At 51.3% G+C, this 14,753-nt stretch carries 17 protein-coding genes; 1 reads left to right on the top strand and 16 read right to left on the bottom strand.

Going from position 1 to position 14,753, the window contains the following annotated elements; translation table 11 throughout:
- Nucleotides 1-75: 75 nt before the first annotated feature.
- From pepE to IB222_RS21675, 10 genes are all read right to left on the bottom strand, one after another.
- Entirely contained in the window at nt 76-765 is a 690-nt protein-coding gene (gene pepE, locus IB222_RS21720; RefSeq protein WP_149385027.1) for a dipeptidase PepE, read from the bottom strand.
- 109 nt (nt 766-874) lie between these two features.
- Nucleotides 875-1,090, bottom strand: coding sequence for an addiction module antidote protein (locus IB222_RS21715; RefSeq protein WP_232018068.1), 216 nt, complete (start codon nt 1,088-1,090; stop codon nt 875-877).
- Nucleotides 1,091-1,184: 94 nt separating this feature from the next.
- Entirely contained in the window at nt 1,185-1,997 is an 813-nt protein-coding gene (locus IB222_RS21710; protein ID WP_063941212.1) for a shikimate 5-dehydrogenase, read from the bottom strand.
- 1 nt (nt 1,998) lies between these two features.
- Nucleotides 1,999-3,222: an L-sorbose 1-phosphate reductase gene (gene sorE / locus IB222_RS21705; protein ID WP_003826522.1), complete on the bottom strand. Its 1,224-nt coding sequence runs from the start codon at nt 3,220-3,222 to the stop codon at nt 1,999-2,001.
- 68 nt (nt 3,223-3,290) lie between these two features.
- Nucleotides 3,291-4,115 (bottom strand): PTS system mannose/fructose/sorbose family transporter subunit IID, encoded by an 825-nt coding sequence (locus IB222_RS21700; protein ID WP_003031641.1) that lies wholly within the window; start codon nt 4,113-4,115, stop codon nt 3,291-3,293.
- Between the two features lie 11 nt (nt 4,116-4,126).
- Nucleotides 4,127-4,924, bottom strand: coding sequence for a PTS mannose/fructose/sorbose transporter subunit IIC (locus tag IB222_RS21695; RefSeq protein WP_003826527.1), 798 nt, complete (start codon nt 4,922-4,924; stop codon nt 4,127-4,129).
- Between the two features lie 65 nt (nt 4,925-4,989).
- A complete protein-coding gene (locus IB222_RS21690; protein ID WP_003826529.1) occupies nt 4,990-5,484 on the bottom strand; it encodes a mannose/fructose/sorbose PTS transporter subunit IIB in 495 nt (164 codons plus the stop codon).
- Complete coding sequence (locus IB222_RS21685; protein ID WP_079938944.1) at nt 5,484-5,891, bottom strand: mannose/fructose/sorbose PTS transporter subunit IIA; 408 nt, start codon at nt 5,889-5,891, stop codon at nt 5,484-5,486. The genes IB222_RS21690 and IB222_RS21685 overlap by 1 nt, the downstream gene beginning before the upstream one ends.
- 9 nt (nt 5,892-5,900) lie before the next feature.
- The gene (locus tag IB222_RS21680; RefSeq protein ID WP_149385025.1) at nt 5,901-6,707 is read right to left on the bottom strand and encodes an SDR family oxidoreductase; all 807 of its coding nucleotides are present in this window, start codon (nt 6,705-6,707) and stop codon (nt 5,901-5,903) included.
- Between the two features lie 70 nt (nt 6,708-6,777).
- A complete protein-coding gene (locus tag IB222_RS21675) occupies nt 6,778-7,731 on the bottom strand; it encodes a sugar-binding transcriptional regulator (RefSeq protein WP_149385024.1) in 954 nt (317 codons plus the stop codon).
- 469 nt (nt 7,732-8,200) lie between these two features.
- On the opposite strand from IB222_RS21675, the gene rluF reads away from it, so the two are divergent.
- Nucleotides 8,201-9,076 (top strand): 23S rRNA pseudouridine(2604) synthase RluF, encoded by an 876-nt coding sequence (gene rluF, locus IB222_RS21670; protein WP_008786901.1) that lies wholly within the window; start codon nt 8,201-8,203, stop codon nt 9,074-9,076.
- Here the strand turns inward: rluF and IB222_RS21665 are convergent.
- From IB222_RS21665 to panS, 6 genes are all read right to left on the bottom strand, one after another.
- Nucleotides 9,073-9,345: a DUF3811 domain-containing protein gene (locus IB222_RS21665; protein ID WP_003826541.1), complete on the bottom strand. Its 273-nt coding sequence runs from the start codon at nt 9,343-9,345 to the stop codon at nt 9,073-9,075. The two genes, rluF and IB222_RS21665, sit on opposite strands and share 4 nt — an antisense overlap.
- A gap of 73 nt (nt 9,346-9,418) precedes the next feature.
- Nucleotides 9,419-10,177 carry a DeoR/GlpR family DNA-binding transcription regulator gene (locus IB222_RS21660; protein ID WP_032942078.1) on the bottom strand — a complete coding sequence of 253 codons (759 nt, stop codon included), beginning with the start codon at nt 10,175-10,177 and terminating at the stop codon, nt 9,419-9,421.
- The gene (locus IB222_RS21655) at nt 10,164-11,027 is read right to left on the bottom strand and encodes a Cof-type HAD-IIB family hydrolase (protein WP_149385023.1); all 864 of its coding nucleotides are present in this window, start codon (nt 11,025-11,027) and stop codon (nt 10,164-10,166) included. The genes IB222_RS21660 and IB222_RS21655 overlap by 14 nt, the downstream gene beginning before the upstream one ends.
- 18 nt (nt 11,028-11,045) lie before the next feature.
- Nucleotides 11,046-11,885 carry a histidine biosynthesis protein gene (locus IB222_RS21650; protein WP_032942081.1) on the bottom strand — a complete coding sequence of 280 codons (840 nt, stop codon included), beginning with the start codon at nt 11,883-11,885 and terminating at the stop codon, nt 11,046-11,048.
- Nucleotides 11,886-11,912: 27 nt separating this feature from the next.
- The gene (locus IB222_RS21645) at nt 11,913-13,499 is read right to left on the bottom strand and encodes a PTS sugar transporter (RefSeq protein ID WP_048215139.1); all 1,587 of its coding nucleotides are present in this window, start codon (nt 13,497-13,499) and stop codon (nt 11,913-11,915) included.
- Nucleotides 13,500-13,742: 243 nt separating this feature from the next.
- The gene (panS, locus tag IB222_RS21640; RefSeq protein WP_149385022.1) at nt 13,743-14,681 is read right to left on the bottom strand and encodes a ketopantoate/pantoate/pantothenate transporter PanS; all 939 of its coding nucleotides are present in this window, start codon (nt 14,679-14,681) and stop codon (nt 13,743-13,745) included.
- Nucleotides 14,682-14,753 lie beyond the last annotated feature (72 nt).

Below are 14,753 nucleotides of genomic sequence, written 5' to 3'. Positions count from 1 at the left end.
GCGCTGCGCTTATCAGGCCTACAGTTGTAGCCCGGATAAAGCGAAGCCGCCATCCGGCATCAGACAATAAATCAACTAAAAGCAATGGCCTGCTTCAACGGCAACCGCCTCTTCACCTGCTTTAAAGATATACGTGGTGTTCGGGCCGCCAAGCACCGCCTGACCGTTACTCACTTTGATCCAGTTACCTTCCGGCAAGCCAATCACCGTCAGCTCCGGTGCCACAACCAGCAGCTCGCGGATACGCTGTTCACGCGTTTCGCCTTTGTGGCCTTCCGGCAGCGCGTTGGTGAAGTGTGGGTTAATTTGCAGCGGGAACAGACCGAGCGCATCAAAGCCTTTTGGATCAACAATCGGCATGTCGTTGGTGGTGCGGATGGTCTGGCAGGCAAGGTTGGAACCCGCGCTCCAGCCGATGTACAGCGCACCGCGTTTGACGACATCTACAATCGGGGCCAACAGACCGCGCTCGCGGCTTTCTTTCAGTAACTGGAAGGTATTACCCCCGCCGACAATCACCAGCTCTGCGTTTTCAATAGCGGCAATCGGGTCGGCAACGGTATGAATACCCGTAACGTTGACGCCCATTGGCGCAAAGATGGCTGCCGTTTTCGCCGTGTACTCATCCCAGGTTTGCGTCACGCCAGCGAACGGAATAAACACCGCCATACGGCGACCATTCAGTTGTTCAGCAATCAGCGGCAGCGCATGTTCCATCCAGCCTTTGCCCGGCAGCGTCGAGTTACTCAATAAAAGCAGTTCCATCATTTCTCCATGTAATCAGAAAATTACCAACCGCAGTCATGTTACCACCGTCAGTATAACGCCTCACTGATATGGCTCACGATGTTGGAAGGGGGGACAGAAGCTGAGGCTATTTTTTAAGTGTCAATTCAATGCCGAGTACCTTCATCACTGCAAGGGTGGTTTTCAGCGTCGGGTTACCTTTCTCACTAAAAGAGCGATAAAGCTGCTCACGGGATAATCCCGTTTTTGCCGCAATGTTCGCTATTCCCTTAGCGCGAGCCACCACGCCCAGTGCTTTTGCTATGTACGCTGCATCGCCTGTTTCGAGGGCAATTAAATCAATGGGTGGAAGAAAACGGTTCGTTCAGTGATTTTCAAAGGTCATTCTGATTAATGGCTATTAGAGCGCCCATCCCTGGCGCTCTCTTCCTGCTTCGTTACCCCGCCCGAGCAAATTCTGCCGCTTCGGCGATTAGCGCGTCATCCGGGCGTACGCCGGTGTACATGGCGAACTGCTCCACGGCCTGTAAGGCAATCACCTCTGCACCGCTGATGGTCTTTTTACCTAATTGCTGTGCCAGTTTGATTACCGGTGTTTCCGGCGGCAGGGCGACGACGTCAAACACCACGCTGGCGGCAGCGACTATCGCTTCGCTGTAGGCCAGTTCATCGCTCTCTTTACCGCCAGCCATGCCGACGGGCGTCACGTTGACCAGAATATCGCAGGTAATCCCTTCCGGCTGCGGTTGCCACTGGAAACCGTACTGTTTTGCCAGCGCCGGACCGCTCTCCCGGTTACGGGCGGCGACGATCACATCGCGAAAACCGGCATCGCGAAATGCAGCAATGACAGCTTTACCCATTCCACCGCTGCCGCGGATCATGACGCGTGCGTGGTTATCAAGCTGGTGGCTGGTAATCAGGCTTTTTACCGCAATGTAGTCGGTGTTAAATCCTGTCAGCGTACCGTTGTCATTGACAATGGTGTTGACGGAATCAATGACTTTTGCGGAAGGATCGATGGCATCCAGAAACGGCATGCAACTCTCTTTAAACGGCATAGAGACCGCACAGCCGCGAATCCCGAGTGCGCGAACGCCTTTCACTGCGGCCTCAATATCCTGCGTAGTAAAGGCTTTGTAGATAAAATTTAACCCTAACTTTTCATACAGATAGTTATGAAAGCGTGTGCCAAAGTTGCCGGGGCGACCGGCAAGCGACATGCACAACTGGGTGTCGCGGTTAATCATGTTAAATCTCCTCGGCGTGAGACAATATGTACTGTTCGGCTTCCTGCGACCAGATCCCCTGATGACGCTCCAGGATATCGCGCAAGGCCGGATCGTCAATCTGGGTGAGCGCAGTTAACGGCAATGCTTTTCCGGTGTAAACCAGTTTTTTACCCCCACCGACTTGCGGCAGTTCCAGCGTTGTTTCACCTGCCGCATTCAATCCCAGAATGTGCGTCACCACTTTTGCCGCCTGAACTTTCTTCTCTTCGATCAGTTTTACCGCCGCGCGCATGTCGTCGGTATTGCCGCCAGATGTCCCAACATAATGGGTGAAGGCATAGTGCACGTCGTAGAAGTTAATCGGCGCGCTAAACTGCTTATCCTGCGGACCGGCAAAGAAGTTCATGCAACCATCCGCAGCCAGCAAAGAAGAGGCCAGCGTGACCAGTTGTTCATTGGGCACAAACACAAAGATGTCATCAAACCCGTGCCCGCCGCTCAGCGCCATCAAGCTGTCATAACTCGCATCCTGCGCGTGGAGATAATGGATCAACGTTTGTGGTTCTGATGGATAGTGCTTGCGGGCGTAGCTCAGCTTGTCGTTATTGGTGTCGGTCACCACCAGCAGCGCTGGGTTAACCGGACCATGCAGCGCGTAGTCGATCGCCAGTAGTCCCATCGGCCCGGTGCCGCCGAGTATCAGTGTACGCCCCTGCGGACGAATGCCCATCTTGTGGTTATAAGTACCTTCCTGTAGGTGATAGTTGGCGTTGAATGCGCCAATCACGCAGGACAGCGGCTCAACCAGCGAGCCTTCAAAATAGGTTTCACCTTCGTAGGCCAACAGGCAGTCCTGCTCCATGACTTCATCAGGAATGATAACGTGCGTGGCTTCACCGCCTACCCACGGGAAGGAGTAGCCGGGGCAGTCCGGGCGATCCGGCAGTTGCAGGTTAGCCTGAATGACATAGCGCTGGCCGGGCTGAAACTTATGCTGCCATTTTTTCCCCACGGCAATAATATCGCCGCAAAACTCGTGACCGATGATGATCGGGTTGGTGGCCACATCGTCCGGCACCTTTTTGTGGTTCTCGCCCTGGTTAGCCTCTTTCCAGGAAGAAAGGCACAGGCTGTCGGTTACGACTGAGGCCAGAATTTCATCGTCCTGCATTTCAGGAAGATCGAAGGTTTCCAGGCGCAGATCGCGTTTACCATAAAGGCGTAAAGCTGTTGTTGTTTGCATTGTTACCACCTCTTCCTCTTTCGAGGACTATTTGTTGAAGTTGCCCCGGCATTGCCGGAGCGAAAAAATCAGGACAGGAAACCCAGCGCGTTACCGATAATCCCCAGCGCAAACAGGGCGAAGATCAGCCATACCGGATTAATTTTCTTGTTGAGCAGACGCACCATCAGCAGCGTCAGACCCAGCGCCAGCAGGCCGGGGCAGAGTTGGTCGAGAATGTTCTGCACGGTCATGGTGACGGTGGTGCCGTCTGCGCCAGGCGTTTGCGATACCACCAGCGGCACGTTGATGCTGGTCCATTTAGTGACCAACACCCCCATGACAAACAGGCCGAGAATCGATGCGCCTTCGGTCAGTTTCTGCAGCAGGTTGCCGCCCATGTCGCTGACGATATTGACCCCTTTACGAAAGCCAAGCTGTAAGCCGTACCACTTCATGGCAAGACGTACTGCATTGAAAATAAAGAAGAACAATAGTGGGCCGAGAATGTTTCCGGACAGCGCCAGCGATGCGCCGAGCGCCGCGGTAATCGGGCGCAATGTTCCCCAGACCAACGGGTCGCCAACACCGGCCAGCGGGCCCATCAGCCCAACTTTGATGCCGTTGATGGCGCCGTCGTCAATTTCCGCACCATTGGCGCGAGCTTCTTCCATCGCGGCGGTCACGCCAATCACCGGGCCGCACACGGCAGGCGTGGTGTTGAAAAACACCAGGTGGCGTTTGAGTGCTGCAACCTGGTCCTCTTTCAGCGGATACAGGCGCTTGATGGCAGGGATCATGTCGTAGCAAAAGCCCAGCCCATGAATGCGTTCAAAGTTAAATGACGCCTGTTGCAGGTTGGAGCGAACAAACATGCTAAACAGGTCGGATTTGGTCAGTTTTTTCTGTTCCATGGCTGGCTCCATTAGTCATCAAGCTGATCGAGAGCTTGAGAAGAGGCGGGTTGCGCCTGCGGTTCGGCTTTACGCCACTGTGGGTTCAACTGGATGTAGACCAGCGCGATAATCACGCCAACCCCACCGAAAGCCAGCAGGCTCAAATCGAGATACCCCCCAGCGATAAACCCGAGGAAGAAGAAGGGCATCAGGTACTTCACGCCCATCATGCGCAGCACCATGGCGTAGCCGACCACCACGATAAAGCCACCGGCAATCTGCAATCCGCGGGTGACGAATTCCGGAATGGCGTTGAGCATATTGCTGACCATATCGGCGCTGACAAACAGCGAGACGATTAATGCAGGAATGGCAACGCGCAGCGCCTGTACGCCGAGAGCGGAAACGTGCAGCATGTCGATGGTGCGAAAGCGGGCGTCTTCGGCTGCTTTATCCGCCGCGTGCTGGAACACCACGGTGATGGTACGGGCGAATACCGTCAGTACCTGGCCTGCTGCTGCGACCGGCAGGGCGATAGCGATACCGGTAGCAATGCTTTGCTGACCGACGATAACCAGAATGGCGGAGATAATACTGGCGAGCGCCGAATCGGGAGACTGCGCTGCGCCGACGTTCATCCAGCCAAGCGCGATTAGCTCCAGTGTGCCGCCGAGCATAATCCCGGTTTTTAAATCACCGAGGATCAGGCCGATAACGGTACAAGCAATTAGCGGACGGTGGGTCTGGAACTCATCCAGCACGCTGCCCATTCCGGCAATACAGGAAAATAGGAATATGGCGATAATTTGTAGGGTACTTATTTCCATAATATGTCACCTTGTGAATGTGATCATCCCTGCCTGTTAAAGCATAAGAACACAGGCATTTTTATTTATTCAGCGAACGATTGTTCTTCTATTTTTTCGAGAATATTAATAGATGGATCGGATGCGACGACGCGTAAATCCAGCGTGACACCCAGTTTAGCTAATTCTCGAAACGCATTAATGTCGTCACTGTCTAAAGAAACGGCTTTAGTTAATTGTTTTTTACCCGGTCGCCAGGCCATACCGCCAATATTTAACGTGGCGATTTTCACGCCTTGCTTGACCATTGCTAATGCATCCTGTGGGCGGGTAAATAGATAAAAAACGGTTTCGTTCTGGTATTGCGGATTATGGTAAACCGCGACCGCCTTTTCGATATTAACGACGTTCACTTTTATTCCCGGTGGGGCGGCCTGACGTAATAATGTGCGACGTACTTCATCGTTATAAACGTCGTCATTACAGATAATAATCCGTTGGGCATTCGCCACCTTCGACCAGACGGTGGTGACCTGACCGTGGATCAGGCGGTCATCAATACGAGCAAGGGTAATGTTCATCAGAAATCCTCTTCGGTCGTTTCCAGATGTTGCCAGACGACACAGGTTTGTTGAGCAATGGTCGTCAGGTGTTCGCACAGTTCATCCACATTCATACTGCTTTGGTTGTCTACCAGTTCCAGCGCCAACGGCAGTGATAACCCGCTGATGACCCGTATCGCCGGATTGTGCATCGCCAGCGTCGCGGCAGCATTCCAGGGACTGCCACACTGTAAATCGACGGCAATCAGCCATTCATCGCCAGTGTGAATGCTTACTAACTTTTTTAGCTTTTCCACAATGTCGCTGGCGTTCTCTCCGGGGACAAATGCCACGGCTTCAACGTTGGCATCACCGTAAACCATCTGTACTGATTCCAGCATGGCGCAGGCCAGTTTGCCGTGAGCACAGAAGATTGCATTAACCATAAAACCTCCTTAGCCGCGCGTTTTCCCGCCCGCAATGTTAGTGGTTACTCCGGTGATGTAACTGGCGCGCTCAGACAAAAGATAACAAACAAAATCAGCAACTTCGCTTAATCTCCCTGAGCGACCAATCGGGATCGCGTTCCTGGTGTAGCCCTCACGCAGCTGTTCGACGGTGATGTTGCGAGTCCACGCCAGCGCCTCTTCATACTCGGGGGTCCGCAGTCCGGTTTTTTCCAGAATGCCAGGGGCAATGCCCACCACACGAATGCCGTGTTTGCCCAACTCTTTCGACCAGGAACGGGTAAAGCTATTCAATGCGGCTTTGGTAGCGGCGTAACAGCTTTGACCTTCTGAGCCTTCCAGTCCGCTTTCGGAAGAGACATTCACAATCACGCCGTTACGCTGTTTTACCATTTGGCGTGCCGCTGCCTGCGACATTAAGAACACACCTTTCTGGTTGATATTCACCATTTTTTCAAAAGCGGCTTCGTTGAGTTCATATTGCCCGGCGGGTGCTTTTTCATCGACCAGCAGACGCGGGAAGTTAACGCCAGCATTATTTACCAGCCCATCAATACGTCCGTAGCGTTGGATAATTTCAGCGACAGAATGATTAACCTCTTTGGCACTGGAAATATCCGTTGGCCAGAAATGATACCCGTCATGGTTATCGTATTTACCTTCTCCGCTATGAATATCTGCCATTTGCACATTAGCGCCTTGCGCTAATAACTCCTCGACAATTGCCAGACCAATTCCGGATGCACCACCGGTAACAATAATGACTTTGCCCTGCAAGTTTAACCACGTTTGCATAATTAACTCCCGATTTCAGATAAGGGGATCCCACATAAATTTAATTATGTCAGGACCAATTAGAATTTATTTACTTCAACAATAACTCAGCGGTATGGCTGTTGGTGACTAAACAGTTAATATAATTCCCACGTAATGCGCCTAATATCCCACTGTATTTTTCTTCACCCATTGCAATGCCAATGGAGTAACGCGCCTGTTTTAATTTATTGGTTTCGATGGAGAGCGTCTTTTCACTCATATTGGTCTCTACGGTTACACCGTTGATATCGTAAAAGCGCGAGCAAATGTCTCCGGCGACCTGGCGGGCATGCAGGTCATCACTCTCTTCACTGCCGTAAAAAGCGTGCCAGTTAGCGCCATCACGTATCGCCGGAGATCCAATCCCGACCAGCGCGATGTCCAGATTATCCCAGTACGCAGAAATCGATTTAAAATGTCGTGACTGCATGATCCCGTTACGGATCAGCGGGTTTTCCAGCAGTGCCGGGAAATCTGCCAGGTGTGATTCCCCTTTGAGCTTTGCCGCAGCGCCGTAGGTCAGCGTATTGACGTGGTAGCGGCTTTCAAGCTTGCCGGATGGTCCGCCGATAATCGGCACACAGATCAGCTGGCGCGACTGGCTGGCAGGAGATAATCCTTCCACCAGTCCCCGTACCGCGCGGCCCCATGAGAATCCGATAATGTCCCCAGGTTCCAGTAAGCGTTCCAGCAACTGTGCGCCATGTGCGCCCATCATATTAAGTTGTTCATCTTCCTGCTCGCTATCGCAGGAGACTACGACCGCCTCTTTCAGGCCAAATTTCTGTTTTAGCTGCTGTTCCAGCCACAGATTTTCGTTGTAGTCGTAATTAATGGCGATGGTGACGATACCCTGCTCGCGTCCACGTTTTAGTAACCGGCTGATCGTGGTGCGATAAATACCCAGCTCGCGAGCTATTTGCGCTTGTGTCATATCCTGTTCGTAATACAGCTGCGCTATTTTTACGATCAGGCGGATATCATCGCTGTTTTCCGTCGCCATTTTTGGACTCCTGCACATTTGTGCAAATCACGAAATTGCCTTCTTGATCTGATATAACCCCATCTGTTCTCCATCTCAAAGCTATTTTCACTTATTTCAGTGCCCTGAAATGGCCGATTGTGTTGCACATTTGATGTGGTGATGGCGCGTTGTCGGCACAGATGTGCTTGCCTCTCTAATGTATTGATTCTGCTTGTTTTCACCTAACAAAATTGCAGGGACGGATCGCTGACACTTTTGTGTCAAAAGGTGTGACGGATCACAAATAGCGCGTGGGCAGTCGAACACGATTATTTTTTATCGTCCGCAAGGTAGGGTATATTTCGCTTTTAATACACAAAGTCATTCAAGTTGTATCAAGGCGGCAAGGGAGCGAACCCCCGGGAGCGTAGATTGCTATGTGACCTGGGTGAGTGAGGGTAGCCAACGCAGAGACAGCTTTCAGGATGAAGTGTATACAGGAGAAATTATGCTGCCCGACTCATCTATCCGATTAAATAAATACATCAGTGAAAGCGGAATCTGCTCGCGTCGCGAGGCGGATCGCTTTATCGAACAAGGGAATGTCTTCCTGAATGGTAAACGCGCCACCATCGGCGATCAGGTGATGCCTGGCGACGTCGTAAAAGTAAATGGTCGGTTGATTGAGCCGCGTGAAGCGGAAGATCTGGTTTTTATCGCGCTGAACAAGCCGGTAGGGATTGTCAGCACCACGGAAGACAGCGAACGCGACAACATTGTTGATTTCGTGAATCACAGCAAGCGCGTGTTTCCAATTGGCCGTCTGGACAAAGATTCCCAGGGACTTATCTTTCTGACCAACCACGGCGACCTGGTGAATAAAATCCTGCGTGCCGGTAACGATCACGAAAAAGAGTATCTGGTGACGGTCGATAAGCCGGTCACTGATGACTTTATCCGTGGGATGGGGGCCGGTGTGCCCATTCTCGGTACCGTCACCAAAAAATGTAAGGTGAAGAAAGAAGCGCCGTTTGTGTTTCGCATTACGCTGATTCAGGGACTTAACCGTCAGATCCGTCGTATGTGCGAACACTTTGGCTATGAAGTTACCAAGCTTGAGCGTACGCGAATCATGAACGTTGGTTTGTCTGGTCTGCCGCTTGGTGAATGGCGCGACCTGACAGATGACGAACTGATCGATCTGTTCAAGCTGATTGAGAACTCGTCCTCAGAAGCCAAACCGAAGGCGAAAGCGAAGCCAAAAACCGCAGGCATTAAGCGTCCGGTGGTGAAAATCGAAAAATCAGCGGAGAAAGAAAAATCGCGCCCGGCGGCAAACGGTAAGCGTTTTACCTCTCCGGGGCGTAAGAAGAAGGGACGCTAACGTCTGCCGCGCGTCGGCGTATTTGCTGACCAGGAAAACGATGCTTCCGCATCCGGTTTATAGGCCTGCTTTTTCTTCAACTGGCGGGCTTTTTTAGCTTCTGCTTCGCGCAAGGCCATCAGTTTATCGATGTACTCTTTCTTGATGCTGTTGGTCTCTGCGTTGGTCAGCAGACGACCATGCGCAATGCGCGCGCGGTCGAGCAGCGTTTTCAGTTCACGCTGTTCGCGCTCGGTCATCTCTTTTTGGGTAATGCGGGGGAGTGCCATAAGGGTGCCCTCTGTTAGCCGATATCCTCAGTGTACGGTAATCCAGAACCTGCTGATAGCGTCATGTATTGTATTATTCAGCAATACGTAATTTTCCGGCGAAGTCCTGCTGTGTATAGCCCGTTGTTCTGAATCGTTTGTCTGTGATGATGTTATCGATCTCTTTTAATGTGGCGATACACATCACTCCGTCCTGGCCAAATTTTGTATGGTCGGCAAGAATTACCGACTTTTTACTCATAGCAATCATTGATTTGGCAACATAGGCTTCATCGAAGCTTTTCACCAGGACACCATGTTGAGGTGAAATACCACCCGCGCCGATGAAGCAGATATCTGCGTGAATAGTGTTTATTTGCTGACAAACGGAGACGCCGAGATTGGCACGGAAATGGTAGTCATATTCACCACCTAATACATAAACGCGCGCTTTAAGATTATGTTCTTTTATTTTATCGGCAATTAAGGCTGAGTTAGTAATAACGGAGTAGGCCAGAGGAGGTAATTGTTCGGCCAGAATAAGATTTGTTGTACAGGAGTCAATGAATAGAGTGTCGTGCTCGCTGACCATCCCGGCGGCAAGTTTACCAATTGCCATTTTTTCTTCGCGGTGTATATCAATCCGCGCGCCAAATTCATCTTCCTGAACAACCTGCTTTTTGACGGCTCCGCCGTGAATCTTGGTAATTTGCCCTTCAGACTCCAGGATGGAGAGATCGCGGCGAATGGTCTCTGATGTGACTTTTAGCGTTTCCGATAATTTGATAACCGTCACTTCACCGAATTTATTTAATTCATCGAGGATATGTTTTCTTCTTTTAATCGGGTTCATTATTTTCCGCCAACGTCGTGCTTTGGCGCATGGTAACTGGATGTGCAGAGCAACGCAACCACTCCAGCACACAGACAATACCCTCATCATCATTAGAGGCCGTCACATAGCTGGCTTGTCGTTTTACTACCTCAGGCGCATTCCCCATTGCAATACCAATGCCGGCGGCGGAAAACATACTGATATCGTTTTGCTGGTCGCCAATCGCCGCAACTTTATCGGCTGTTATATTTAGCTGGTGCATTAACATGCTAATAGCATAACCTTTATTTATTTCGCTACGTTGGATATCAATGTAATTCTCCCCAGTGATAGTCGCTGTATAACCATAAGGCAATTTATTATTCACGTCTGTACACAGCGCATTTATTTTTAACTGCTCAGTAACGAGTGTGATTTTATAAATATCTTGTCGGTTTAAAATATTACCGGGTGCTGCAGGAATAAGTGGTAATTCAAATAAACGGGCTTCATAAGTTGTCCATGGCGCTACCTGTAGGTCGCAACGATGATAAATAGCATCGGCGCTAAAAAAGTGATGAGGGCAGAGGGAAAGTGCAATATGTCGGTCAATATCCCGAAGATTCATACAGGAGAGCGCTGCAGTATGAATATTGCGCTGCTGCGCCATCTCGAGGATCTGACCTCCGTTAAAGCCTGCGCACCAGCCAAACAGCGCATTAACCTGCTGCTGCTGTAGCAGGCGCATCATAGAGGAGACCGGTCTGGCGGAACAGGCGGCCAACAGGCCACCGCGCTGGTGGAATTCTACGAGTGCTTGACGAGTGCGTGGACTGATTGTCTTTTGCGAAGTCAGTAGTGTTCCATCCAGATCGGTGACCAGTAACATGCTTTTTTTCCCTTAATATCAATGCGCAATAAACGGTGTGACAGCCTCTTTGGCGGCGTTGCAGACCATATTGTCGATTGCCGTACCGACGACCAGAATATTGACCCCGGTATCCTTAAACGCTTTGGCATTGGCGAGGTTAATTCCGCCTTCCGCCAGCGTCGGCACGCTTACCGCGCCGACCAGCGCCCACAGGCGATCTTTAATGGCTTGCGGAATATCACCTGCGGCTACGCCTTCGTAGCTCATACCGGTCATTAAACCAATCATGTCGACGCCAATCTCCTGCATCCGTTTTGCTACGCTGGCGACCTCTTCTGGAGTGCGCGCAGGAATACCGAAGGTATGCAGGTCATCCGGGTGACCAATATAAGCATCAACGGTCAGGCCATACTGATGGGCGAGATTAACGATGTCCTGTAGATCGTCCCAGTCGGATTTATGAGTGTGTAAGCCATCGGCACCAGCACGAGCAATCTCCAGTATCTCTGTTTCCGTGAGCGGGACCGGTAACGTTTCGGTAAAGCCACCTGCGATACCGACGGTAATGAAGATATCGTCAGGAACCACATTACGTACGCCATGTACTGCTTCGGCCATCTGGCTGTTGGTGATTTCGTGGCGGATTTGTTCTGCCGCGTGCATGTTGCTCACCCCCTTATGCCCACGCGCCAGCGCCAGTGCGGGATGGTTCGGTTCGAGCAGCTTAACGCCCGCCTCACATACTGCTTTTGCCAGACGCGCATCGTCGCCGGTTATCCCTGTACTGAGGATGGTCTGCCCGCCGTGCAGCGTGATGGCATCTTTCACTTTCTGTAACGCTTTAGCGCGTTTTTTATTCATATCGCCTTTAAACATGGTGTACCTCTGGTGTTGGTGCATTAATTAATGGGCTGACGCGGTAGATTCTTTCTGTGCGACAGCCTTAAAACGGTTGGCAATAATGGTGGAAATACAGGTCAGGCCCATGACGGTAACCATCACAATCGCCATTTGCAGCGCATTGCTGGATAAGAACGGAGAGGCAAATGCGGGGACATAAGCCACGCCTTTGACGTTAAAGAAACCCAGCATCATGCCGCCCAGACCGGCCCAAACGATCGCTGAACCAAAGACAATTTTGTTGGCAAACATGAACGGATAGGCCGATTCAACGAAGGTCCCAAAGCCGAGGTTGATAAGCAGGCCGGGCGTTGCGACGGCTGCTTCGCTTTTTTCTCGTGGTGCGATGACGTTAGCCAGGTTGATTCCTGCAGCAACCATCACCAGGCCTACCATATCGACAGCGCCGAGGAAGCTGACTCCGGATTTTTCCATTTCCAGGAGCACCAGCGGCAGAATGACTGCGTGATAGACTCCCCCCAGAATAGCTGGCCAGATAACCAACCCAGCCAGCAGGCCGGCAAGAATAGGGCTGAAGGCCAGCGTGCTTTCGATAGCCAGTTTGATGTAATTACCTGCTGACAGCGCCAGCGGACTCAGCAGATAGTGCATGATTAACCCAGCGGCCAGGCCTGAGATCCCACCCGCTACAATGTTGACGGTGGTCATCGGAAAGCGCCAATTCAGGCATAATTCGAACAGCCAACGAACGAAAATCCCGGCCATCAAACCACCGATGATCCCTCCAATCAGACCGCCTTCGACGGAAAGTACTCCGGCGACCACCCCGGCAACAATTGAGACTTCATCCAGTTCCGAAATCTGTTTTGCTGCGAGAACCGCAACTAAAACCGGTAGGCCCTTCAGTAGAATTTCAAAGATATCGTTGAGTTTTTCCAGGCCCGGAATGTGACTGAGTGCGAGCACGATTGCCATGGCAATAAAGCCCGGCAGCGCAGGGATCATTATGCTGCGAATATTGAAGCGCTTAAGCAGACTTTTTCCAGAACCGCCCTGTGAAGGAGAGGCACTGCCCAACTGTGGTTTGTATTTAACGCCCCAGTACTTACACAGTGATGCGATGAAGGAGACTGCGCGGGTTCGGCTGGTGGTACCCGTCGTGCCCGAGGTTGCGACGACATTTGCCCCTTTTGCCGCCACTAGCGCCATTGAGGTTCCGCCGGTGCCAACAATCGGTGTTTTCATTTCAACAGCTGCGGCAAAGACCGCCTGGTTGGCCTTCACCGGATCGGCGCTCATCACGATGATCCCGTCGATCTCACCGTTACGGATCATTTCAGCAATCCTGCAATCGCTCTCAACTACCGAGTCGTTCACATCTGAAAGTTTGCCCTGAAATATCCTTTGTGGTTTTTGTTGGTTTTCTGTGGTTAGTGCAAATACCGACGCTGGCGTGTGAGCTTTGGCAACGTCCATTGAGGCTTCTGCCGCAATGAACTGCACAGCGGCAACTTCCACTCCTGCGGCTTCGCACTGCTGGTAAATTTCCTGGAGTAGCTTTTCTGGTTCAGCACCACCCAGGTTGTAGAGGTTGCCTCCACTGCTTCCAATAATCGCAATTTTTTTCATAGCGGCCTCGAAGATAGGGTAAGGGTTTATCTGTGTTGTAGTGAAATCATATTTCCAATTAAAACAAACTAAATCAACATTAGAACAATGATTAAATTTGAATTAAAAACAGGTTTGTTTGTGTATTTTATTGAAAAATAACAATTAAATAATTATTTTGTTTTATGTTGATGTTTGTTGTTTTGTGATGGGGTTCAAATGCGGGTAGGGAGAAATGGAGGATGCCTCCTCCATTTATGAAGATTAGTGTTGTTTTACTGCGTGTGGTTTCTCTTCAATCGACTTACCGGACCAGTAGCCTGCCAACAGCGAACCGGAAAGGTTGTGCCAGACGGAGAATAACGCGCCAGGCAGGGCGGCAAGCGGGCCAAAGTAGATCTTGCCCAGCGCAGCGGCAAGTCCTGAATTCTGCATGCCCACTTCAATTGCCAACGTACGGCAGGTTGACTCGTCGAAACCAAACAATTTTCCGCCCCAGTAGCCGCTGAGCAGGCCAATGGTGTTATGTAGGATTACGGCGATAATCACCACAAAGCCGACGGATGCAATGTGCGAGGCAGAACCCGCCACGACGGCGCTGATGATTGCCAGAATGCACACCATTGAAAATGCGGGCAGATACGGTTCCACGACTTTTACGACGCGTGGGAACAGGTGGTGAATGACCAACCCCAACGCAATTGGAATGACCACGATCTGCAGGATACTCAGCAGCATACCCATCACATCCACCTGGATATGCGCGTCGACATACAGCCGTGTCAGCAGCGGTGTGGCGACAACGCCGACCAACGTTGAAACCGATGAAATAGTCACAGAGAGCGCCACATCGCCTTTTGCCAGATAGATCATTACGTTTGATGCTGTTCCGCTGGCGACGCTACCGACCAGCACCATCCCTGCGGACAATTCCGGCGGCATATTAAATGCCAGCGCTAAAATCCATGCGGCGAGCGGCATCACCAGATAGTGCAGGAAAATACCCGCCGTGACTGGTGCAGGACGTGAGAGTACGCGTTTAAAGTCGTCTACCTTCAGGTGAACGCCCATACCGAACATGATCAGCATCAGTAACGACGGCACGAATGGCCCGACAGGCGTAAAGGTGGTGGGCGTGTAATACGCAACAACAGAGAGCAGCAGTGCCCATAACGGGAACAGCCGCGTGAGAGTAGCGAGCATGTTATATTCCTTGCGATTGAAATGTGTTGTTATAAAAAAGCCGGGTTCGAGCCCGGCTATCGTTATTGTTTA

It is taken from the genome of Citrobacter sp. C13 (genome assembly GCF_014596815.2).
Taxonomy (GTDB): domain Bacteria; phylum Pseudomonadota; class Gammaproteobacteria; order Enterobacterales; family Enterobacteriaceae; genus Citrobacter; species Citrobacter portucalensis.
The sequence above is the reverse complement of the archived record's forward strand: the minus strand, read 5'-3'. Positions and strand labels throughout refer to the sequence as shown.